This window comes from Fontimonas sp. FW305-C-3 (assembly GCF_058783185.1).
The window spans coordinates 320,247-341,791 of sequence record NZ_JBYSYK010000005.1; the positions used below are offsets into that span (position 1 = coordinate 320,247).

At 65.6% G+C, this 21,545-nt stretch carries 18 protein-coding genes; 13 read left to right on the forward strand and 5 right to left on the reverse strand.

Features of this window, described 5'->3' with window-relative positions; genetic code table 11:
- The first annotated feature begins 26 nt into the window (after positions 1 to 26).
- The 4 genes from AC3WUF_RS20145 to AC3WUF_RS20160 all read left to right on the forward strand — a co-directional run bounded on the left by AC3WUF_RS20145 (position 27) and on the right by AC3WUF_RS20160 (position 4,961).
- Positions 27 to 938, forward strand: coding sequence for a hypothetical protein (locus tag AC3WUF_RS20145; RefSeq protein WP_492429013.1), 912 nt, complete (start codon positions 27 to 29; stop codon positions 936 to 938).
- A gap of 257 nt (positions 939 to 1,195) precedes the next feature.
- Positions 1,196 to 2,458, forward strand: a complete 1,263-nt coding sequence (locus AC3WUF_RS20150; RefSeq protein ID WP_492429015.1) for a hypothetical protein — start codon at positions 1,196 to 1,198, stop codon at positions 2,456 to 2,458.
- A gap of 286 nt (positions 2,459 to 2,744) precedes the next feature.
- Entirely contained in the window at positions 2,745 to 3,968 is a 1,224-nt protein-coding gene (locus tag AC3WUF_RS20155; protein WP_492429017.1) for a hypothetical protein, read from the forward strand.
- Positions 3,969 to 4,085: 117 nt separating this feature from the next.
- Positions 4,086 to 4,961 carry a UDP-2,3-diacylglucosamine diphosphatase gene (locus AC3WUF_RS20160; protein WP_492429019.1) on the forward strand — a complete coding sequence of 292 codons (876 nt, stop codon included), beginning with the start codon at positions 4,086 to 4,088 and terminating at the stop codon, positions 4,959 to 4,961.
- Between the two features lie 122 nt (positions 4,962 to 5,083).
- On the opposite strand, the gene AC3WUF_RS20165 is transcribed toward AC3WUF_RS20160, so the two are convergent.
- Complete coding sequence (locus AC3WUF_RS20165; RefSeq protein ID WP_492429021.1) at positions 5,084 to 5,722, reverse strand: DNA-3-methyladenine glycosylase family protein; 639 nt, start codon at positions 5,720 to 5,722, stop codon at positions 5,084 to 5,086.
- Positions 5,723 to 5,810: 88 nt separating this feature from the next.
- Between AC3WUF_RS20165 and AC3WUF_RS20170 the strand changes: the two genes are divergently transcribed.
- The 4 genes from AC3WUF_RS20170 (at position 5,811) to AC3WUF_RS20185 (ending at position 9,962) form a co-directional block, all read left to right on the forward strand.
- Positions 5,811 to 6,989: a vWA domain-containing protein gene (locus AC3WUF_RS20170; RefSeq protein ID WP_492429023.1), complete on the forward strand. Its 1,179-nt coding sequence runs from the start codon at positions 5,811 to 5,813 to the stop codon at positions 6,987 to 6,989.
- A gap of 32 nt (positions 6,990 to 7,021) precedes the next feature.
- A complete protein-coding gene (locus AC3WUF_RS20175; protein WP_492429025.1) occupies positions 7,022 to 8,794 on the forward strand; it encodes a metallophosphoesterase family protein in 1,773 nt (590 codons plus the stop codon).
- A gap of 92 nt (positions 8,795 to 8,886) precedes the next feature.
- Positions 8,887 to 9,288: an MAPEG family protein gene (locus AC3WUF_RS20180; protein ID WP_492429027.1), complete on the forward strand. Its 402-nt coding sequence runs from the start codon at positions 8,887 to 8,889 to the stop codon at positions 9,286 to 9,288.
- The gene (locus AC3WUF_RS20185) at positions 9,285 to 9,962 is read left to right on the forward strand and encodes a SanA/YdcF family protein (protein WP_492429029.1); all 678 of its coding nucleotides are present in this window, start codon (positions 9,285 to 9,287) and stop codon (positions 9,960 to 9,962) included. Before AC3WUF_RS20180 ends, AC3WUF_RS20185 begins: the two co-directional genes overlap by 4 nt.
- Before the next feature lie 30 nt (positions 9,963 to 9,992).
- Here AC3WUF_RS20185 and AC3WUF_RS20190 read toward each other — a convergent pair whose 3' ends face one another.
- The gene (locus AC3WUF_RS20190) at positions 9,993 to 11,555 is read right to left on the reverse strand and encodes a glycerol-3-phosphate dehydrogenase/oxidase (protein ID WP_492429031.1); all 1,563 of its coding nucleotides are present in this window, start codon (positions 11,553 to 11,555) and stop codon (positions 9,993 to 9,995) included.
- Positions 11,556 to 11,558: 3 nt separating this feature from the next.
- A complete protein-coding gene (locus AC3WUF_RS20195) occupies positions 11,559 to 12,257 on the reverse strand; it encodes an SDR family NAD(P)-dependent oxidoreductase (RefSeq protein WP_492429033.1) in 699 nt (232 codons plus the stop codon).
- A 201-nt stretch (positions 12,258 to 12,458) separates the two neighbouring features.
- On the opposite strand from AC3WUF_RS20195, the gene AC3WUF_RS20200 reads away from it, so the two are divergent.
- The 4 genes from AC3WUF_RS20200 to AC3WUF_RS20215 all read left to right on the forward strand — a co-directional run bounded on the left by AC3WUF_RS20200 (position 12,459) and on the right by AC3WUF_RS20215 (position 16,812).
- A complete protein-coding gene (locus AC3WUF_RS20200; protein ID WP_492429035.1) occupies positions 12,459 to 13,706 on the forward strand; it encodes an efflux RND transporter periplasmic adaptor subunit in 1,248 nt (415 codons plus the stop codon).
- A gap of 61 nt (positions 13,707 to 13,767) precedes the next feature.
- On the forward strand, positions 13,768 to 14,454 hold the full coding sequence (locus tag AC3WUF_RS20205) for an ABC transporter ATP-binding protein (protein WP_492429037.1): 687 nt from the start codon (positions 13,768 to 13,770) through the stop codon (positions 14,452 to 14,454).
- On the forward strand, positions 14,451 to 15,611 hold the full coding sequence (locus AC3WUF_RS20210; RefSeq protein WP_492429039.1) for an ABC transporter permease: 1,161 nt from the start codon (positions 14,451 to 14,453) through the stop codon (positions 15,609 to 15,611). Before AC3WUF_RS20205 ends, AC3WUF_RS20210 begins: the two co-directional genes overlap by 4 nt.
- A gap of 10 nt (positions 15,612 to 15,621) precedes the next feature.
- Positions 15,622 to 16,812, forward strand: coding sequence for an ABC transporter permease (locus AC3WUF_RS20215; RefSeq protein ID WP_492429041.1), 1,191 nt, complete (start codon positions 15,622 to 15,624; stop codon positions 16,810 to 16,812).
- On the opposite strand, the gene AC3WUF_RS20220 is transcribed toward AC3WUF_RS20215, so the two are convergent.
- Positions 16,799 to 17,932, reverse strand: coding sequence for a serine/threonine protein kinase (locus AC3WUF_RS20220; RefSeq protein WP_492429043.1), 1,134 nt, complete (start codon positions 17,930 to 17,932; stop codon positions 16,799 to 16,801). The two genes, AC3WUF_RS20215 and AC3WUF_RS20220, sit on opposite strands and share 14 nt — an antisense overlap.
- Before the next feature lie 89 nt (positions 17,933 to 18,021).
- On the opposite strand from AC3WUF_RS20220, the gene AC3WUF_RS20225 reads away from it, so the two are divergent.
- A complete protein-coding gene (locus tag AC3WUF_RS20225) occupies positions 18,022 to 18,969 on the forward strand; it encodes a 2-oxoadipate dioxygenase/decarboxylase family protein (protein WP_492429045.1) in 948 nt (315 codons plus the stop codon).
- Positions 18,970 to 19,117: 148 nt separating this feature from the next.
- On the opposite strand, the gene AC3WUF_RS20230 is transcribed toward AC3WUF_RS20225, so the two are convergent.
- Complete coding sequence (locus AC3WUF_RS20230; protein ID WP_492429047.1) at positions 19,118 to 21,184, reverse strand: site-specific recombinase; 2,067 nt, start codon at positions 21,182 to 21,184, stop codon at positions 19,118 to 19,120.
- Between the last annotated feature and the right edge of the window lie 361 nt (positions 21,185 to 21,545).

Consider the following 21,545-nt stretch of genomic DNA (forward strand, 5'->3'; position numbering starts at 1 on the left):
GGCAATCGAAAACAGGAAATCACATCATGATGATCAAACAGATTTTCCAGACGACCCTGATCGCGGCGTTCCTCGTCGCCGGACTGTCGGGCTGCCAGGCTGACGCCGACGGCTCCACCAACGGCGGCCCGAACGGCAACGGCACTTCGCCCATCAACGGCGACGATGGCATTGACGACCAGACCGGCGAAGTCGAAGGTACCGACGGCGATTCCGGCACCGTGGACAACGACGATACCGGCATCCCGAACTCGGTCGGTACGCCGGGTCTCGAGGATGTCGCCAATCAGGTTGTCGAAGACGATGGCACCGGCAGCGGCGATCAGACCGACGTCGCCGGCGGCACCAGCGGCAGGCGCTTCCTGTGCCGTGCAGCCTTCAACAGCGACTTCGGCGCAAGCACCGACGTCGGTGCCAACGGCCTGGTCGGCGGCCCGCTGACGGATTTGGTCAACATGCTGGGCGGCGGCAGCGCCACCTCGCTGCTCAACAGCGTGACGAGCCCGGACAAGGCGATCGACGCCGATCTCCGCACCGCCTCGGTTTACACGCTGACGGCCAGCCTGCTCGGCACCGCAATCGATACGATCGAGCAGAACGTCTACACCCCGGGTGGCTCGACGATTGCTGCCGGCAAGTACGCCGTCGCAGCCATCTCGTTCCCGCGTGGCCTCGTCAATCTGGGCCTGCTGACCGGCGTGACCGTCACGACGTACAACAACGACATCGCGCTCGAGAGCACCACGTTCGACGCGACGTCGATCGAACTGCTCGGCCTGCCGCTGGTGGGCGATCCGTACGCCATGGTCGGCATGAAGGTCAGCCAGCCGTACAACCGCGTTGCGGTGAGCCTGGCTTCCGGTCTGCTCTCGGCAGACGTTGCGGAAGCGCTGTACCTGCACGAAGTCTGCACCGACGGCGTGCTCGTCGCCGAGTAAGCAGTCCGCTGCATGAAAATACCCCGCTACGGCGGGGTATTTTTTTGCCTGCCGATCGAGACGGTGCGCGCGCTGTCAGGCATCGTCCTACCCATATCGGCGACCTGTTGCAGTTGCGACGCGACCAGCGGTCTTGACTATCGCGCTCACGACCTTTGGTTCGCCACGACCGCACCGTTCAATCGCTGCGCCCTCTTTATCCGGATTCCGCTTTGTAGATTGGGTTCGTCATCACCCCCGCTCAACCGGAGTCCCCCATGTTCAAAAAGATTCTGCTCGCGTCCGCCGTCGGCGGCGCTTTTCTCCTCACCGGCTGCGGTGGCAGCAGCGGCGGCTCCGACGCTCCGGCACCGACCCCGCCGCCGACCACGCAGAATGGCGACGGCCTCATCGTCAGCCAGCGCGTCGCCGGTCCGCTGGACCCGGTGCAGGATCAGCTCAGCGGCGTCTTCGGTCAGCTTGGCACTGCCGTCGCCGGCACACCGCTGGAAGGCGTCGTGCGCTGCGCCGATGAAACGGTCACGCAGGGCACGCTCGATCTCGCCGACACAGTTCTCGCCCAGCTGCAGACCAGTCTGGTCAATGGCGGCGGGGTGTCGATGAGTCCGGATCCGGCCGCACTCGCCGCCTCGCTCGGAGGTCTTGCCGCCAATCTGACCCAGCTGCTGCAGGGCCTCGCCGACACCGGCGGCGGTTGCCTCGCCAGCACGTTCACACTCAGCCAGATCGGCTTTGCTTCGGGCACCAATCCGCTCGTCGGTACGCCGCTTGAACCGCTCGGCACCCAGCTCGGCCCCGTCCTCGCGCAGATCGCGACCGTGCTCGACAGCTACGACGGCCAAGAAGAAGACCTGCAGCTCAGCCAGGTTTCCACGCTGATCTCGCAGCTCAATACCGCGATGCAGACCGCTCTGGCGCAGATTCCGGCCCAGGCTTACGAAACACCGGTCGTCGGCGGCGTGCTCACGACCGTATCGACTGCCCTGCAGGACACCAACAATCTGATGGGCTCGGTGCTCGTCTACAACGCGACCGGCACGACGGCGGGCCTGCAGACCCTGCTCAACAACACGGTCGTCAACGCGCTGACCAACATCCTGCCGGTGCGCATGATCGAAGACCAGGCCGGCCAGCCGGGCGCGATCAGCGGCCCGATCGAAGCCGCCGTCGCCACGTTCTCCGCGACTGTCGCGAATGCGGTCGGCACGATCACGACGCCGGCACTGGAAACCCTGCTCGGTGGCGTGCTTGAGCCGGTGCTCGATCCGATCGAGAACGGCCTGCTGCCAACCATTCTCGGACCACTGACCGAAGCGCTGACCGGCGGACTGGGTGGTGGCGTCCCGGATCTCGGCAATCCGCTCGCCGGCACGCCGCTGGCGCCGGTCATTGATGCAGTCACCGGCGTGCTTCAGGGCTTGCTCGGTAGCCTGGGTGGTGGTGGTGAGGGTGGTGAAGGCGGCGAGACCTGCCCGTTTGCTGGACTGCCGCTATTGGGCAGCCTCTGCGGACTCGTCTGAGCAGCGCCGTCTAGCGGTAGGGGAAACGGGCCTCGCGGCCCGTTTTTCTTTCCAGATCGACTATTTCTGATCTTTCTCAAACTACTGACTAATTTCCAGTATTAGCGGGCGTAGAAGCTTCATTGTTCCCCTTAGGAGTGAATTTCAGAGGACTGATTTTTAACTGGTTTGTCGCTGCACTTGGATACATTGAGTGCCGCTCGTCAGATAAGTACCTTTTGCCCCTTGTGTTCTTGTATTTTGATTTTCAGCGACACAAAAAGACATACATATCGGAGGGATGACCATGCTGAATCGATCGATTTCTGCAGCTGTCATTGGCGTCGTTGCGCTCATCAGCGGCTGCACCGGAAAACCCGATAACGCTGCCGCGCCGGAACCGGCGGCGCTGACGGCCGAGCAGGACCAGGGCGGCGACGGAGTCATCAGCGTCCAGTCGGTCGACGGACCTCTGGACACCGCACAGACCCGGCTCGGCACCTCCATATTGACCCCCGTCACCAGCGCCGTCGCCGGCACGCCGCTCGAAGCCCTGTTGCGCTGTACCGACGCGATCGTGAGCCACAACATTCTCGATATTGCCGACAGTGCGTTCGCGCAGCTCCAGCAGAGCCAGCGCAGTGGCGGTAACACCTCTCTGCGCCCCGACGAACAGCAACTGACCAATCTGCTCGGCAGCGTCGCCATCAATCTGACGCAGCTGCTGCAGGCCCTGGCCGGCGGCGGTGAGGGCTGCGTGGACAGCAGCGCCAGCCTCGGACAGATCGGCTTCAACGACAATCCGCTGGTCGGCACGCCATTCGAGCCGCTGGGAACCACGCTAGGCCCCTTGCTGGCTCGCGTTGCCACCCTGGTCGACAGGCACGACGATCCGAAGGCCGGAACCGAACCCCTGAGCGTCGAGCGGGTCGCGGAGCTGCTCGCGGACATCGACTACGCGATGCAGCTCGGCCTGCAGCGCGTTCCCCTCGAAGCGCGACGCACCCCGATCGTTGGCGGCATCCTGCATACGGTGGCGGTCGCGCTCACCAGCAACAGCGCCGTGCTCGCCGCCGTGCTCAGTCACGACCCGGCGGCGATCGGTGAGAGTCTGCGCATCCAGCTCGAACAAACCCTGATCAACACGGCCACCCAGGTGCTGCCGGTGCGCGCGATCGAAAGCCACGCCGGACAGCCTGATCTGATCGGCTTTCCGATCCGCATCAGCGTCGCCAACTACGGCAGCCTCTGGCAGAGCAGCGTCGGAACCGCCGCGACTCCGGCACAGACCGCCGCGCTCGACAGCGCACTGGCGGCGGTTCTCGCGCCGGTCGAAAGCGATCTGCTGCCAACCGTCCTCGCGGTTCTGGACACTGCGCAGGCCAGCGAAGGCAGCAAGACGGATCCGACCTTGGTTCCGATGATCGATGCGCTCCATGCTGCTATCGGCAACCTGTTCGTCGCGCCCGAGGGTGCGGAATGTTCATTCGCCGCGCTGCCCCTGCTGTCCGGCCTGTGTCGTTCGATGTGATCTCTCCCTTGACGGGATATCGACGGCAGACCGGCCACCGCCGCGTGGCCGGCACTGTCATGCAAACTTCATTTTCCTGTCATATCTCGCACATTGCCCTCGGCGATAGTCGCGCGCATGAAGACAGACAAGACGACGCGAACGAAAAACAAGAAGCCTTCCGCGAAGCGCAGCGAGGGCACCACGCACTACCGCACGATCTGGATTTCCGACGTCCATCTCGGCACCGCCGGCTGCAAGGCCGAGCACCTCGTCGATTTCCTCAAGAGCCATACCTGCGACACGCTCTACCTGGTCGGCGACATCATCGATGGCTGGAAGCTGCGGACCGGCTGGTACTGGCCACAGGAACACACCAACGTCGTGCGCAAGATCCTGACCAAGGCCAAGCGCGAGACCGACGTGATCTACGTCACCGGCAACCATGACGAGTTCCTGCGCAAGTTCGTCGACTACAAGCTGGAGATCGGCAACATCCGCCTCGTCAACGAAGCGATCCACGAAACCGCCGATGGCCGCAAGCTGCTGGTGACGCACGGCGACTTCTTCGACGTCATCACCCGCTATCACAAGTGGATCGCACTGGCCGGCGATGCGATCTACGAAGGCACGATGAAGTTCAACTACTGGTTCAACCGCGTGCGGCGCCAGTTCGGCATGGGCTATTGGTCGCTGTCGGCCTTCGCCAAGCAGCACGTCAAGACCGCGGTGAACATCGTCTCGACCTTCGAGGATTCACTGGCGGCGGAATGCCGCCGCCGCGACCTCGATGGCGTCGTCTGCGGGCACATCCACAACGCAGAAGCGCGCAAGATCGACGGCGTGATGTACTACAACTGCGGCGACTGGGTTGAATCCTGCACTGCGCTGACCGAAGACATGAACGGCCGTATCGAAGTCCTGCGCTGGATCCAGCTCGATCATCTCAACCAGGCCGGCACGACCTCGGGCAAGGTGACGCCGCTGTCCGCAGCGCGCAAAGCCGCAGCCTGAGCCGCCGCAAAGCGCCGTAGGATGGGCCGCTAGGCCCATCGTGTTCGCAGCTCGACACCGGGCGATGGGCCTTGCGGCCCATCCTACGAACCGGGCGTTCGATGTGAACGGACTGCGTGGAATCAGGCCCAGGTCTCCGATTGGCCGTCGGCGTAGCGCCACAGATACCAGCTCGCCACTGACCGATACGGCGCCCAGACGCTGGTGATCTTCAGCACGCGCGGCTCCGCCAGCTTGCGCCCCTTGCCATAGAGCATGTCGACGCCGCGCCGCAGACCAACGTCGTCCATCGCGAACAGATCGAGCCGGTGCAGCGCGAAGATCAGGAACATCTCGGCAGTCCAGCGGCCGATGCCCGGCAGCGCGTCGAGCACTTCGATCGCGGCTTCGTCGTCCATCCTGCGCAGACGCTTGAAGTCGAGCGCGCCGCTGGCCGTCTGCGCGCCCAGATGCTGCAGCCATTTGGTCTTGGCCTGCGACAGGCCGCAGGCGCGCAAGGTGTCGAAATCGGCGGCGGCCAGCAGCGCCGCGCTGATCTTGCCGCGCTCGCCGAAGCCGGCGACGACCCGCGCATGAATGGTGTCCGCCGCCCGGCTGGAAATCTGCTGTGAAATGATCGACGCGCACAGCACCTGGAACGGTTCGCGGCGGCGTGTCACCAGGCCGCAGGGGCCGTACTGCCGGACCAGCGGAGCGAGTACCGGATCGCAGGCCAGCAGATGCCGGTCCGCCGCGCGCAGCGCCTCGTGAATTGCCGCCATCGTCTCCCCCGTCTCGCAGACTTCAGGCCCGGCCGCGGCCCGTTACAATGCAGACCCATGGTGCAGCTTGGCACAAGAGGTCGCCCCGGTGCTGTTCACATTCTTTTTCACCCTCCGCGCAGCCGGACTCAAGACCAGCCTCAGCGAATTCCTGATGCTGCTGCAGGCGCTGTCGCGTCACGTCGCGATCTTCTCGCTGGAGGATTTCTACCATCTGGCGCGGACGACGCTGGTCAAGGACGAGTCGCAGTTCGACCGCTTCGACAAGGCCTTCGCGGCCTACTTCAAGGGCGTCGAAGCGATTACCGGCGAGATGTTCGGCGACATCCCCGAGGAATGGCTCAGGCAGATGGCCGAGCGCCATTTCAGCGAGGAAGAGAAAGCCAAGCTCAAGGCGCTCGGCGGGCTCGACGAGCTGATGGAAACCCTGCGTCAGCGCCTCGCCGAGCAGAAGGAACGCCACCAGGGCGGCAACAAGTGGGTCGGCACCAACGGCACCTCACCGTTCGGTAATAGCGGTTACAACCCCGAGGGCGTGCGCATCGGCGGGCCGGGCGGACAAAAATCCGCGGTCAAGGTCTGGGACAAGCGCGAGTACCGCAATCTCGACGACACGATCGAGCTGGGCACGCGCAACATCAAGGTCGCCCTGCGCCGGCTGCGCCGCTTCGCGCGCGAGGGTTCGCCGGACGTGCTGGATCTGGACGACACGATCGCCTCGACCGCGCGCAATGCCGGCTATCTCGACATCAAGATGGTGCCGGAGCGCCACAACGCGGTGAAGGTGCTGCTGTTCCTCGACGTCGGCGGCTCGATGGACCCGCACGTCAAGGTCTGTGAAGAGTTGTTCTCGGCCTGCAAGACCGAGTTCAAGCATCTCGAATATTTCTACTTCCACAACTTCCTCTACGAAAGCGTCTGGAAGGACAACAACCGTCGGCACTCCGAGAAGATTCCGGTCTACGACGTGCTGCACAAGTACACGCCGGACTACAAGGTGATTTTCGTCGGCGATGCGACGATGAGCCCGTATGAAATCGTCCACCCCGGCGGCAGCGTCGAGCACTGGAACGAAGAGCCCGGCGCCGTCTGGTTCAAGCGCGTGATGGACGTGTTCCCGCATCTGGTCTGGCTCAACCCGGAGACCCAGTCACACTGGGAGTATTCGCCGTCGATCCAGGTCACGCAGGAACTGCTTGGAAAGGAGCGCATGTTTCCGATGACGCTCGCCGGCCTGGAGCAAGGAATGCGCAGACTGACCCGTTGAGTTGAGTGGCACCTGCTGGGGAGAAAACAATAATGAGACAGACAAATCTGCTTGCTGCATGGCTGCTTGTCGTCGCGCTGGCGGGCTGCAGCGAAGATGCCCGCTCGCCGGACGACATGGGCAGCGGCGGCGGTATCGCCCGCTGCACCGCGATCGCCAGCGACGCCTACGTGACGCGCAATGAACTGGCTGCCGGCCAGCGGCGCGACGATGCCCAGCTGCTGTTGCGCTTCGTGCAGTTCACCGACGATCACATCCTCGACGACGAGGCGCAGGCGATCAACGGCGCATCGATCCTCGATCCGCTGGCGCCGACCTTCGAGGCCGCTCAGCGCCTGCAGGAGGAGTACACGGACGAGGTCATGAACGACATGATCGTCCGCGTCAACGAATGCAATGCGCAGTTCCCGGCCGAATTCATGATCGTCACCGGCGACAGCGCCGATCTGACGACCGTCGCCGAGACACGCCGTTTCATCGACAATCTCGACGGCACGTTCGACCGGGTCAGCGACTTCGAAGCCAAGTGCGTCGCAGATCTGGGTGCCGGCGCCTCCGAATCGGCGATCGCGACGCAATGCACGCGCTTCACCGGTCGCGGCATCGCCGATACGCAGACCGCCGATCCGGATCCGACCGACCCGAGCTTCCAGCTGATCCTGACTCGCAGCGTGCGCCAGCTGCTGGCGACCGAGCAGGCCGCACTGACCGGTCGCGCCGCGGACGGCTCGATCGATCCGGCGCGCCAGACCTTCACGCGCGCACCCGGCATGCCGGAAGTCCTGCGCTGCAGCGAAGGCCCCGGCTGCGCGAATGTCGCGCTCGACATGCCCTGGTACGTCGCCTTCGGCAACCACGACGGCTACCTGCGCGGCACCGTGGCGATCACCACGCCGCTCAACGAAATCTCGCTGCTGACCGGGCGGCATTACATGTTCGACGCGCACGAGTTCATCGACGAGTTCTTCGTCACGAATCCGGTGCCGGGTCCGGTCGGTCACGGCTTCAACTACGCCGACACCGCGCGGCGCATGGACGACGACTCGCGCAACGACGGCCACTACGCGACCGATGCCGCCGGCGGCAAGGTGCGCCTGATCGTGCTCAACACGATCATCGACGGCGTCGACCCGCGCATTCCGCTGTCGGTGCTGCGCAATCCGTTCGCGTTGTCGGACGGCAGCATCGACCAGGTCCAGTTCGAGTGGCTGCAGGCGGAACTCGCCGCATCGTCGAGCCGCGGCCAGCTGGCACTGATCTTCTCGCACCATCCGGACCTGACGTTCGCCGAGTACGGCATCTTCGGCGCGCTGGTGAACATCGAAGTCACCGCGGCCCAACTCGATGCCGAGCTGGCCAGCTGGCCGCATGTCGTCGCCTGGGTCGCCGGCCATACGCACCAACATCGCATCCGCGCGTTCAAGGTCGAAAACGGCATCGGCAGCAACGGCACGGTCGAGACCCCGGTCGCCTGCAAGCAGGAAGGCGCCTGCACGGGTTTCTGGCAGATCGAAAGCGCGTCGCTGATCGATCATCCGCAGGAACAGCGCCTGCTCGAACTGCTCGACAATGGCGACGGCAGCGGTACGATAAGGGCGTCGGTGCTGCAGCATCAGTTCGCCGCATCCAAGCCGCTGGCCGAAGCCGACGACCGCTGTGCGCTTTATCTGACAGATCCGGCTGCCGTCGCCGCCGCGATCAGCGAAGCCAACCTGTCCGCCCTGTGCGCGCAGGGCGGCGTGCGGGTCGGCACGGCGAGCGATCGCAACGTTGATCTGATGTTCCGCATGCCGGCGCGCCGCTAAGCCGCGCCGGCAAATGCCGCAGACCCTAGAATGACGGGATATGGCCGCGCTGGCGCGGCTGCCACGACAAGCAAAACATCGGGAGAACACAGATGACTGGAATGACCGCGCTGATCGGCTACACCGCCTGGACGCTGGCATTGGTGCTGCTGGTCGTGCTGTGGCGTGGCATCGAGACGCTGCGCGGCAAGCCTGCCAACAGCTGGGGCCGCGGCACCGAGGCCGACCGCCCCGGGCTGATCCGCCGTGCCGAGCACGCGCACCTGAACACGCTGGAGAATCTGCCGATCTTCGCCGTCATCGTTCTGGCCGCCGCGACGATCGGCAAGTCGCCGATGGTCGACGCGGTCGCCTGCTGGGTGCTGTATGCGCGTATCGCGCAAAGCGTCGTGCACCTGATCGGCGTTTCGCATTGGCTGGTGATGATCCGCGCAACCTTCTACTTTGTGCAGCTCGGCCTGTTCGGCTACCTGCTGTGGGGTCTGTGCGCTTGAGACCGTCTGCCCGCCGTCTGCTGCGCCGCTGGATCCTGATGGGAGCCAGCGCGCTCGTGCTCGTTGTCCTGCTGTCGAATCGCTGGGTCATCAACAGCACCGACGCGTACATGTACACGAACTGGGCGCTGCTGCCGTTCAACGACGTCGGCCTCGTGCTTGGCACCAGCAAGTATCTGGAAAGCGGCAAGCCGAGTCCGGAGTTCCGCGGACGCATCACCGCGGCGGCCGAGCTGTACAAGAACGGCAAGGTTCGCCATCTGATCGTCAGCGGTGCGAACCCGGACGAGACCTACAACGAACCGCGCCGGATGTATCAGGAGCTGGTCAAGCTCGGCATTCCGGAAACCGCGATCACGATGGATTTCGCCGGCTTCCGTACGCTCGATTCGGTGATGCGCGCGCAGGCCATCTTCGGCCTGACCCGTTACACGCTCGTCACCCAGCGCTATCACAGCTATCGCGCGATCTTCCTGAGCCGCAAGCTCGGCATGGATGTGGTCGCCTATCTGGCGCCCGCCACCAGCGACGGCGGCATGGGCATGCGCAATCCGCCGCGCGAGATTCTCGCGCGCACGAAGGCGGTGTTCGATCTGTTCCTGCTGCGCACGCAGCCGAAGTTCCTGGGCGACCCGGTGGAAATTCCGCTGGCCCCCGAAGCCGAACCGGCCTGATAGACCTGCTAGGAGCCGGCAAGCCGGCTCCTAGCGAGAGTCGGCGATGTCCGGGTTCTCGGCGCGCAGCAGCTCCAGCAGCGCCGGCCGCCAGGCCTGATCCTCAACCAGCAACGACAGCGGCATGCGGCGACGCACGACGTCCTCGAGACTGCCGGCCATTTCCGCGCGTACCGCGTGCACCGCCTCGGCGGCGATGAAGGGCGCGCGGGCGTCGATGCGCTGCACCAGCGCCGGGCGCTCGGCAATCAGCTTGAGGATCGCGGCAATCCCGGTGCCGTGGCGCAGCGACAGCCAGCGCGCCGCTTCGGTGTCGACGCCGGCATGCACCAGATCGGCGATCGCTTGCGACTGCCAGTGTTCGAACGGCTCGGGCGGCGCGCCGGGCAAGGTTCGATCGTGCGTCTGCGAGCGCGGCGACTTGCGGTCGAGCAGGCGGAACACCTTGTCGACGATCTCGGTGCTGTCGCTGCGCGAGGTCGTGAACTTGCCACCGACATGCATGACGAGCCCGGGTTTGGGCGTCAGCACTTCGAACTCGCGGGTGACCGCCGCCAGCGATTCCGTATCTTCGGCCTGCAGCATGCGCGCGCCGGCAAAGCGGCCGATGACGTCGGCTTCGGTCCAGTTGATGCCGGGCAGGCCGCGGCGCACACCGTCGAGCAGGTAGCCGGTCTCGTCGTCGTTGGGAACCGCCTGCGCAGGGCCGTCGATCTGCTGCTCGGTCGTACCGACCAGCGTGCGGCCGTACCAGGGAATGACGAAGAACACGCGGCCATCCGCCGCGGTCAGCAGAAACGCTTCGTTGCAGCCGGCAATCGCCGGCAGCACCAGGTGCGTGCCCTTGATCAGCTTGACCTTCGGAGCCGCGGCACCGAGCAGCCCGGGCGCCCACGGTCCGGCTGCGTTGACGACGACCTTCGCGCGAATCTCGAGCGACTGCCGGCTCGAGACATCGCGCGCGCGCGCACCGACCACACGCCCCTGCGCCTCGATCAGCGCTTCCGCCTGCAGCCGGTTCGCGCAGACCGCACCGCTGGCCTGCGCGGCGGCGACGACGACCAGCGTCACGCGCGCATCGTCTTCCTGGCAGTCGCCATAACGGAAGCCGCCGAGCAGGCGCTGCGGATCGACGAAGGGATAGCGCGCGAGCAGCTCGCGCGGGCGATGAAACTTGTGGCGCGGCACCGGCTGGCGGCCATAGGCCATCAGGTCGTAGAGCACGAGTCCGGCGGAAATCATCAAGGGGCTCGCGCGCGGGCCCTTCCACATCGGCAGCACGAAGTTCAGCGGCCGCACCAGATGCGGCGCGATGCCGTACAGCGTGCGGCGCTCCTTGAGTGCATGCCGCACAAGGCCGAATTCATAATGCTCCAGATAGCGCAGGCCGCCGTGGATCAACTTGCTCGACGCCGATGACGTGCCGGACGCCCAGTCGTTCTGCTCGATCAGCGCGACGGACAATCCGCGGCTCGCCGCGTCATAGGCCGTCCAGGCGCCATAGATCCCGCCGCCGATGACGAGCACGTCGAACTCGCGCGCCGCCAATGCGGCGGTGTCGCGAATCAGCGGGAAGGCGGGATTGGCGCTCATCGGCTATTTGTAAATCGCTTCCGTCTCGAAATGACCCTTCGGCTGGCGATGCAGCCGGATGTACGAAGCAGCAATGCGCGTCGGATCGAAATGCGTGCCGTGCTGGATGAAGCCGTAGACCGTCACCGTCGCTACGTGCACGCCATGCATGCCGAGCTCCTGCGCCAGCGTGTAGGTCAGCGAACGCAGCGCCGCCTTGTCCATCGACAGCGAGCTGTAGTCGGCCGCCGGCTCGTACGCAAAGCCGCCGCCGGTGAACAGGATCGTGCCGCGCTTGCGCTCGATCATCGCCGGCGCCACCGACCGTGCGGCCAGCAGCGCGGAGACCACGTTGACCTTGAAGTTGGCGACCACATGGTCGAGCGAAACGCTCAGCGGCCGGCCCGGCGCATGCGAGGCGACGTTGTAGACCAGCACATCAGGCGCGCCGAGCGTCGAGCGTACGGTCTCGATGCCAGCCTGCAGCGAAGCATCGTCCGAAGCATCCGCGGCAACCGCGAGCGCGCGACGGCCGGTCTTCTGCTCGATGGCCTCGCAGTGCTCGCGCAGGTGTTCGCGATGCCGCGCGAGCAAGCCGATGTTGTAGCCCTCGTTCGCGAAAGCCATCGCGACCGCCTGACCGATGCCGGGACCGGCGCCGATGATCAGACAGCTGGGGCGGCCGTTGCCGGCGGGATTCTGGGCAGTGACGACGGCGCTCATGGAGAAAGGACGGCCCCTGTGCGGACAACCGCGGCCGGATGGCCGCCCGCAGATTATGCGGGGATCGGCCGGTCCGGCGATACGCGGCCAGGCCCTTTGACTGTCAGAAACCAGCGCTGGCCGCGCACCGCGAAAGTCGGCACACTTCGCCGCTGGATTAGCACGTTCCGGCAGGTTCCTGCCCCGCCTTCCACACTCCCAATGAATGACACTTCTGCCCTGCTGGGCCAGTTGAAAATAGATCGTGGCAACAACCTGGATAGCCCTTCCGGCGGCAAGCGCCTGTGGCTATGGGTCGGCCTGGCCGCACTGGTCGTCGCAGGCCTGCTGGTCTGGCTGCTTGGCGGCTCCGGCAACATGGTCATCCAGACAACGACCGTACGTGCCCTGCCCTCCGGCGGCGGCGCCCAGGCTTCGGTGCTTGACGCGTCCGGCTACGTGGTTGCCCGGCGTCAGGCGACCGTGTCCTCCAAGGTGACCGGCAAGGTCGTCGAAGTGCTGGTCGAGGAAGGCATGGCGGTCAAGGCCGGCGATGTGCTGGCGCGCATCGACGACATCAATGCCGTCGCCCAGCAGCAGCTGGCAGATGCCCAGCTTGCCGCCGCACGCGCTCAGCTGGTCGAAGTCCGCGTGCAGCAGGCCGAGGCGCAGCGTCAGCTTGAGCGCACGCGCGAGCTCGCCGAACGCAAGCTGGTCAGCGTGCAGGCACTCGACACCGCGCAGGCCACCTACGACGCGCAGGTCGCGCGGCTGGCCAGCACGCAGAGCAACGTCGAGGTCGCCGAGCGCGGCGTGCAGGTGCAGCAGCGCAACGTCGAGGACACCGTCGTGCGCGCACCGTTCAACGGCGTCATCACGGTCAAGAACGCGCAGCCGGGCGAAATGATCTCGCCGCTGTCGGCCGGCGGCGACGGCACCCGCACCGGCATCGGCACGCTGGTCGACATGGAATCGCTGGAGATCGAAGTCGACGTCAACGAGAACTTCATCAACCGCGTCAGCCCCGGTCAGCCGGTCGCTGCGCGCCTCAACGCCTATCCGGACTGGGAAATTCCGGCCGAGGTGGTCGCGGTGATCCCGACCGCCGACCGCTCGAAGGCGACGGTCAAGGTGCGCGTCGGCTTCAAGCAGCGCGACCCGCGCATCCTGCCGGACATGGGCGTGCGAGTGGCCTTCCGCGATGCCGCCAAGACCGACGGCACCGCCGCGGCCCCGACCGGCGTGCTCGCCGATCGCAATGCCGTGCAGCAGAACGGCGACCAGGGCGTGGTCTTCGTGGTCCGCGACGACAAGCTGGAACGCCGTGCGGTGCGCGTCGGCGGCACGGTCGGCAGCGACGTCCGCGTCGTCAGCGGCCTGGCTGCGGGCGATATCCTCGCGGTCGGCGATCTTTCGAAATTCAGCGACGGCATGCTGATCGAGATCGCCAAGCCGGATGAGAAGAAGTAACGTCTTTTATATTTATTTGTAAACAATTAATCACATTCTGTACGCCTGAGAGAGCATTCACATGAGCGAAGCCATTGTCAGCCTGCGCGGCGTCTCCAAGAGCTATGTCCGCGGCAAGCAGAAGGTCGAAGTGCTGCAGAGCCTGGATCTGAACATCGCCAAGGGCGACTTCCTCGCGCTGATGGGGCCATCGGGCTCGGGCAAGACCACGCTGCTCAATCTCATCGGCGGACTCGACAAGCCCTCCAGCGGCGAGCTGCGCGTCGGTGAAGCACGTCTCGACCAGATGTCGACCGCGCAGCTGACGCGCTGGCGCGCCAACAACGTCGGCTTCGTGTTCCAGTTCTACAACCTGCTGCCGGTGCTGACTGCCGAGCGCAACGTCGAGCTGCCGCTGCTGCTGACATCGCTGTCGTCCTCGGAACGCATGAAGCGCGTGCAGATCGCGCTCGGCGTCGTCGGCCTCGCCGAACGCGCCAAGCACAAGCCGAACGAACTCTCCGGCGGTCAGGCGCAGCGCGTCGCGATCGCCCGCGCACTGGTCGCCGATCCGACGCTGCTGGTCTGCGACGAACCGACGGGCGACCTCGATCGCAAGACCGCGGATGAGGTTCTGCACCTGCTGCAGGTGCTCAATCGCGAGCACGGCAAGACCATCGTCATGGTCACCCATGACGCCAAGGCCGCCGAGTTCGCCAGCCACACGCTGCATCTCGACAAGGGCGCGCTGGTGGAGAACGCCGCATGAAGTACTTCCCACTCGTGTGGGCCGCGCTGTGGAGGCGCCGCCCACGCACGATCTTCACGATGCTGTCGATCCTCGTCGCGTTCCTGCTCTACGCGCTGCTGTCCGGCGTCAACGCGGCGTTCAACGCGGGCTTCGAGGTTGCCGGCGCGGATCGCCTAGTGACGACCGGCCGCTACTCGCTGACCCAGGTGCTGCCGCAGGGCCATCTGCAGCAGGTGCGCAGCCTGCCCGGTGTGCACAGCGTCGCCGGCCAGGGCTGGTTCGGCGGCTACTACCAGAAGGAGAGCAACTTCTTCCCGCAGTTCCCGACGCAGATCAAGGAATATCTGGAGATCTATCCGGAGATGGTGCTGCCGGAAGACCAGAAGCAGGCGATGCTCAACACGCGCACCGGCGCGATCATCGCCAAGACCCTCGCCGATCGCTACGGCTTCAAGATCGGCGACCGCATTCCGATCATCGCCGGCATCTGGCCGCTCGCGAACGGCTCGAACAACTGGGAGTTCGACCTGGTCGGCATCTTCGATACCAAGAACCCGAAGGACCGCACCGCGTTCGAGATGATGCTGTTCCATCACGACTACTTCGACGAGGCGCGCCAGTTCGGCAAGGGCACGGTCGGCTGGATGGTCGTCAAAATCGACGACCCGGCGCAGACCGAGGACATGATCAAGAAGATCGACGCGCTGTTCGCCAACTCGCCGAACGAGACGCGCACCAGCACCGAGAAGGCCTTCAACCAATCGTTCGCCAAGCAGATGGGCGACATCGGCCTGATCATGTCGTCGATCATCGGCGCGGTGTTCTTCACGCTGCTGTTCCTGACCGGCAACACGATGATGCAGTCGGTGCGAGAGCGCATTCCGGAACTCGCGGTGCTCAAGACGCTCGGCTATTCCGACGTGCAGGTGCTGAGTCTGGTGCTCGCCGAATCGGCGGCGCTGTGCCTGATCGCCGCCGCGCTCGGCATCGGCCTCGCCGCGCTGATGCTGCCCGGCATCGCCGCGCAGATGCCCGGCTTCTCCGGCCTCACGCTGACGCCGGCAACGATGGCCGGCGCCTTCGGCCTGGCGCTGCTGCTCGCGCTGATCGTCGGCCTGCCGCCGGCGCTGCGCGCGATGCGCCTGCAGATCGTCGATGCGCTGGCAGCGCACTGAGGAACACACCATGTCAAATACCCTCAAGCAAGTCATCGCCGTCACCGGCATGAACCTGCGCTCGATCCCGGCGCGCCTCGGCACCTCCATGGTCATCGTCATCGGCATCGCCGGCGTTGTCGGCGTGCTCGTCGCGCTGCTGTCGATGGGCGCCGGCTTCGAAGCCACGCTCGGCGGCACCGGCACGGTCGAGCGCGCGATCGTGCTGCGCGGCGGCTCCAACGACGAACTCGGCAGCGTCATCACCCGCGAGCAGGCGCAGATCATCGCCGACGCGCCCGGCGTCGCCGACGGCGCCGATGGCCGGCCGCTATCGCTCGCCGAGGTCTACTTGCTGACCGACGTTGCCAAGCCCGGCTCCAACTCGCCGAACAACGTCGTCGTCCGCGGCACCGACATTTCCCGCATCGGCCTGCGTCCGGAATTCAAGATCGTCGAAGGCCGCATGCTGACGCCGGGCACGCGTGATGTGGTGGTCGGCCGCGGCCTCGCCGGTCAGTTCGAGAACCTCAAGATCGGCGGCACCGTCGATGTCCGCGACGGCCCCTGGAACATCGTCGGCATCTTCGAGACCGAAGGCGATGTGCACCAGTCCGAGCTGTGGGTCGACGCCGAAGTGCTGATGACGATCGCGCGCCGCCCCGCCTACAACTCGGTGTCGGTGAAGCTCGAAAATCCCGAAGCCTTCCAGGCCTTCAAGGACGCCATGACCAGCGATCCGCGCATGGTCGTTTCGGCGCAGCGCGAGCCGGATTACTACGCGTCGCGTTCGGAAAGCCTGCACACGATGATCAACGTGCTCGGCTACACGGTGGCGGTGATCATGGGCATCGGCGCGGTTTTCGGCGCGCTCAACGTCATGTACGCAGCCGTCGCGACGCGCAGCGTCGAGATCGCAACGCTGCGCGCGATCGGCTTCGGCGGCCTGCCGGTCGTGATCTCGGTGCTGATCGAATCGCTGGTGCTGGCGCTCGCCGGCGGCGTGGTCGGCGCGGCCGGCGCTTATCTGTTCTTCAACGGCTTCACCGTCAATACGCTGAACTTCCAGACCTTCAGCCAGGTGGCCTTCGACTTCCGCGTGACGCCGGAACTAGTCAAGCAGGGCCTGACCTGGGCGCTGGCGATGGGCCTGATCGGCGGCCTGTTCCCGGCGGTGCGCGCAGCGCGTCTGCCGATCGTCGACGCCCTCAGAGGGGCCTGAAGCGCAGCGCCAGGGCAATCATCGCCGCGCCGATCACGATCGCCGCGGCGATCAGCTCGGTACCGCGCCAGCGCGACTGCCGCCAGGCAGCGCGCAGGCGCGCGAGGCGCGAACCCGGCATCCCGATCGAGGTTGCTGACGACGCTGCCCCCGGCAGATCGAGTGCTTCGAAAAGGGCTTCCTGAAACGCGGCAGCCGTCGGGTAGCGGTCCTGCGCCTTGGGTGCGAGCCCGCGCCGCAGGACAACGGCGAACGCCGGCGGCTGCAGATCCTTGCGCGCCGCCACCGCATCGCGGCCGATGCGCTCTGGCGCCGGCGGCGGCGGCGCACCGGTGATCATCCGGAACAGCGTCGCGGCAACGCCGTAGATGTCCGTCGCCGGGCCCTGCTCGCTGTTGCGCTGATATTGCTCGAGCGGTGCATAGCCCTCCGACAGCATCACCGCCATGCCGCTGCGAATCGTCTCGTTGGCCTGCTGCCGCGCCGCGCCGAAGTCGAGCAGGATCGCGCGGCCGCCCGTCGCCAGGTAGATGTTCTGCGGCTTGATGTCGCGATGCACGATGCCCTTGCGATGCACGAAGTCCAGACCGAGCAGCACTGGCCCGAGCAGCGCCACGGCGGTGCTCGCATCGACGCGGCCCTGATCAAGCGCGCCGAGGTAATCGCCGAGGTTGACGCCCTCGTAATAGTCCATCACCAGATACGCCGTGCCGTGGGCGCGGAAGAAGCTGCGCACGCTGACGATGTTCGGATGATCGAGACGGGCAAGCAGCCGCGCCTCGTGCACGAAGTGCTCCAGACCTTCGTTGAAGGCACCGCGGTGTTCGGGCGCGTGCACCTGCACGTCGGAGGAACGGGCGGCCCGCCCGGCCAGCGCCTTGGGCAGGTATTCCTTGATCGCCACGCGCTGCTGCAGGTGGACATCCCAGGCCAGATAGCTGATGCCGTAACCGCCGGGCTGACCGAGCACGCGGCCGATGCGGAACTGGCCGCCGATCACCAGGCCGTGCGGCAGGTACAGCGGCGAACGCGGTGCCGACTCCGAGTACCCGCAATGCGGACACAGGGGCAGGCTGTTCTTGTCGACGAAACAGCCGGGGCAGTGCTTCTGGTAGATCACAACGTCCGGGTCTCAGGGTTTTCCCATGCTACGACAGAGCATCGCTTGGATACACTGCGCGTGCGCCACCCATCGAAGGAGCGGACCGCATGACCGCCATGCTGACTTCCAGCGCACTGCGCCAGGCCTTCGTCGACTACGCGACGGCACGATTCGCGCGCAACGTGCCGGACTTCGTCCGCCTGCAGGCCCTGGTCCAGGAACAGGGCGGACAGTTCCGCAACGACCACGGTGCAATCCGCACCACCGATCCCGCGACGACCCAGCTGTTTCTGCGTGCCGCGCAGGTGCTCGGTCTGCGCCGCGAGCGCGACTACCGTTTTCCCGCCAAGAAGCTCGTGTCCTGCGACCTGCAGGTCATTGGCGAGGACTCGACGCAGTTCAAGATTTTCGTTTCGCAGGTGGATCTCGATGCCTTCCCCGCCGAGGTCGCCGCGCTGATCCGTCAGGACAACGCGCTGCAGGCGGCGGCTGTCGATCATGCGCCGCTGCTCGCACTGATCGAACAGTTCGAAACCCAGGGGGCATTGAGCGCGACCGATGGCCAGCGCTTCGTGGCGCTGTTTGTCGACCGGCTGATGGCCCGCAACGGCCCGCCGCTGCAACGAGCGACGCTGGACGCGGTGGCGCGAATCTCCGGCGAAGCCGCCAGCGCGATGGCGCTCGGTCCCGACTTCAATCATGTGACGATCGACGTTCGCGCCGCCGGCTTCGCCGGCATCGAGGCAATGGCGCAGGCCATGCAGACGCGCGGCTTCCGCCTGCTGCCGGCGATCCAGGGCGCACCCGGCACGATGCTGCGGCAGACCGCGACACTGGCGGCGACGATGGACACGCCGGTGCTGGAAGCCGATGGCGGCAACGGTGTGGCGCAGACCGAGAAGCAGTTTGTCGAGATCATCGAACGCGGCCAGGCCAGCGATGCCGATGGCCATCGTCTCTGGCAACAAGATGGCGAGCCGCTGATCTTCCGTAATTTTCTGGCGGCCAACGCCGAGAAGATCTTCGACGCGGCGTCGACCAAGGCCGCGATGTAGTTGGGCTGCGGTCTCTCGATACACCGGCTTCGCCGGCACTCGAGACGAACGGATTTTGTTGTGCCTGACGACCGCAAAAGCGCCGTTCGTCTCGAGTGCCGTGCGCCTGCGCACGGTGTATCGAGAGACCCGCACCGACGCCGCCGCTCTACTTCGCCGGCGCTTCCTCATCCACCGCAACCACAACATCACGCGGCGGCCAGAAGAATTCCAGCGGACGGCTGAGCGCATGGCTTCCCAGCGCCCGCAGCAAGGCGCGCCAGGCATCGAACTTCACGCGCTGCGCGCGCATCGCGACGTATAGCGCGAGGATGAAACTCACGAGCAGGTTCAGCAGGCCGATGATGGCAATGCCGCCGATCGCGGACAGCGCCAGGGTCGCCGCCGGCTGCGTCGCGGCGGACAGCGCATAGACCGTGTTCGCCGACGTGAAGGTCACGTGCAGCGTGTCGATCGGCAGGCCGAAGATGCGGCCGAATGCGCCGAACGAGCCGAGCATCACGCCAAACAGGATGCTGCCCATCAGGCCGCCGAAATTGTTCTCGATATAGGCGCCGAGTCGCGCCGCGCCACCCTTGCCAAGCAGACGGCGGATCCAGCGCGTCTTGGCGACGCGCTGCGGCACGCGATCGTAGGCCGCGCGATTGTCGTAGTAGCCGGAGATCAGGCCGGTCGCGAACAGGCAGATGCCGGTCAGTGCGGCCCAGAACCAGACCAGCGGACTCAGCGGGTTGACCTCGGCGAGCAGCGCCGCGGACTTGTGGGCGTCGACATAGTGCTTGTCGTGCTGCCACCAGTAGACCTGGGCCACGTACAAGGCCAGCGGCACGACGATGATCAGATTACCGAGCAAGGCAATGAACTGGCTGCGGAAGGTCCGCACCACCAGATCGGCGAGCGCCGCCATGCGCCTGCCCGCACTGTCGGCGTTGCCCTCCAGCGTCTGCGCGATCGCATGCGCCGTCATTGCCGGCTGCTTGGTCGCCAGCGAAAAATGGAACACGTACATCAGCACGAATGCGACGACATAGACCGCGCTGTAAACCAGCGCCTGGCCGATCGGCGAGCGGCCGTCGTCGAACAGCGCGATCTTCGCCAGCGACGCCAGCACGACGATCAGGCCGGCGCCCATCGCCGAGCGGAACAGCGCGAAGAATTCGGCGCGGCTGCTGGTGATGTACTGCTCGCCGGCCTTGCTGGCATTGGAGACGATGCGCGTCGACAGCAGATCGACGGTCTGCGCCCACATCTCGGACACGTGGTTGCGCCGGTTCTCGGCACGCACGATCTGCTTGAAGAAACGCACGCGCAGCTCGTTGAGCTCGTGCACCGGCCGCCCCTCGAGCAGCTGCAGCATCAGCTTGAGGCGCGCGATGTTCTGCGCCAGGCGCGCCAGCAGCACGGTAAGGCTCACGCTGGCGCCGGTCTGCGCCGCCTGCTTGCGGACCTTGCTGATGATCTGTTCGCACTGATCGAGCAGCACGAGCAGATGCTTGTCGTCGATCGTCGGCTCGCGCTTGTCGAGCTGCGCCGCCTTGCGCTCGTCGATGAACTGACGCATCTCGACGTTCTGGGTCAGGAACGGCGACTCGTAGCGCTCGATCGCCGGATGGTTGCGCACCAGTTCCGGCTCCAGACCCAGCGAGGCAATGCGGTAGGAGACCACCAGCATCGCTTCAAGAATCTGCAGCGGCGGGGTCTGATTCGACAGCGCTCCGAGGGCGCCGAGGTCGAGTGCATCGAGCAAGGCAATCCACTGGTCGTCGTCGATCGCGGCCACCCACAGATGGTCGTCGTCGCGCCGGAAGATCAGGCTGACCGCGTCCTTGAGCTGTGCGGGGTCGAGCTCCTCGGGCAGCAGTCCCTGCGTCATGCGCCGCCACAGGCCGCTGACCAGGCCTTCGCCGGTGAGCACGCCCGAATCGCTGAGCAGGCGCAGCGGCTGCTTCTGCAGCACCAGCCACAGCAGCGCGTGACGCAGCGCGGCGCGTGAGGCGGCATCGGTGCGCATCAGCTCGGTCAGCGCCTGCAGACGCTGACGCGCGGGTTCCGCTGCTTCGGCATCGTCGGGCCGCAGCCAGGCGATGATTCCGGCCAGCGCCGGCAGGCGGGCGCTGTCGTCCGCGGCCTGAAGCGCCTGCATCGCGGCGAGCATGCGCTTGCCGTCGCGGGCCTGGCGCGCTTCGCCACGGAGCCGGAAAAATCGTTTGAACATGGGCCTGCCGATGGGGGATTCGCGGGCGCGTATTGTGTTTGAGACCCAGTAGGCCCGCACAGCGATAAAAGTTACTGTGCTTATATAACTATCACTGAACTATTAGTTGATATTTAGTCACTCAGGCTCGAGTAAATCCGAACGCGATTTCATTCTTTTCCATGCTGCATTGCAGCGGTCAGAGGCTGTCACATTCGATTGCCCGAACAGGGGCATGCGGCAAGTCCATGGATTCCTTGAAAACCTGCCGCCAAGCCCCTCATTTATGCACAGCTTTTGCACTTGCTTCCCACCGGCTCTGCACTGTCTTGGACACAAGAGATAGCGGTTGACGACCCTCCGAACCACAAGATATTGTTAG

Coding starts and splice junctions, on each gene's coding strand:
- AC3WUF_RS20155 (WP_492429017.1), top strand. CDS start 2,745: ATGCTGAATCGATCGATTTCTGCAGCTGTCATTGGCGTCGTTGCGCTC.
- AC3WUF_RS20205 (WP_492429037.1), top strand. CDS start 13,768: ATGAGCGAAGCCATTGTCAGCCTGCGCGGCGTCTCCAAGAGCTATGTC.
- AC3WUF_RS20150 (WP_492429015.1), top strand. CDS start 1,196: ATGTTCAAAAAGATTCTGCTCGCGTCCGCCGTCGGCGGCGCTTTTCTC.
- AC3WUF_RS20145 (WP_492429013.1), top strand. CDS start 27: ATGATGATCAAACAGATTTTCCAGACGACCCTGATCGCGGCGTTCCTC.
- AC3WUF_RS20230 (WP_492429047.1), bottom strand. CDS start 21,184: ATGTTCAAACGATTTTTCCGGCTCCGTGGCGAAGCGCGCCAGGCCCGC.
- AC3WUF_RS20160 (WP_492429019.1), top strand. CDS start 4,086: ATGAAGACAGACAAGACGACGCGAACGAAAAACAAGAAGCCTTCCGCG.
- AC3WUF_RS20225 (WP_492429045.1), top strand. CDS start 18,022: ATGACCGCCATGCTGACTTCCAGCGCACTGCGCCAGGCCTTCGTCGAC.
- AC3WUF_RS20200 (WP_492429035.1), top strand. CDS start 12,459: ATGAATGACACTTCTGCCCTGCTGGGCCAGTTGAAAATAGATCGTGGC.
- AC3WUF_RS20195 (WP_492429033.1), bottom strand. CDS start 12,257: ATGAGCGCCGTCGTCACTGCCCAGAATCCCGCCGGCAACGGCCGCCCC.
- AC3WUF_RS20175 (WP_492429025.1), top strand. CDS start 7,022: ATGAGACAGACAAATCTGCTTGCTGCATGGCTGCTTGTCGTCGCGCTG.
- AC3WUF_RS20165 (WP_492429021.1), bottom strand. CDS start 5,722: ATGGCGGCAATTCACGAGGCGCTGCGCGCGGCGGACCGGCATCTGCTG.
- AC3WUF_RS20215 (WP_492429041.1), top strand. CDS start 15,622: ATGTCAAATACCCTCAAGCAAGTCATCGCCGTCACCGGCATGAACCTG.
- AC3WUF_RS20180 (WP_492429027.1), top strand. CDS start 8,887: ATGACTGGAATGACCGCGCTGATCGGCTACACCGCCTGGACGCTGGCA.
- AC3WUF_RS20210 (WP_492429039.1), top strand. CDS start 14,451: ATGAAGTACTTCCCACTCGTGTGGGCCGCGCTGTGGAGGCGCCGCCCA.
- AC3WUF_RS20190 (WP_492429031.1), bottom strand. CDS start 11,555: ATGAGCGCCAATCCCGCCTTCCCGCTGATTCGCGACACCGCCGCATTG.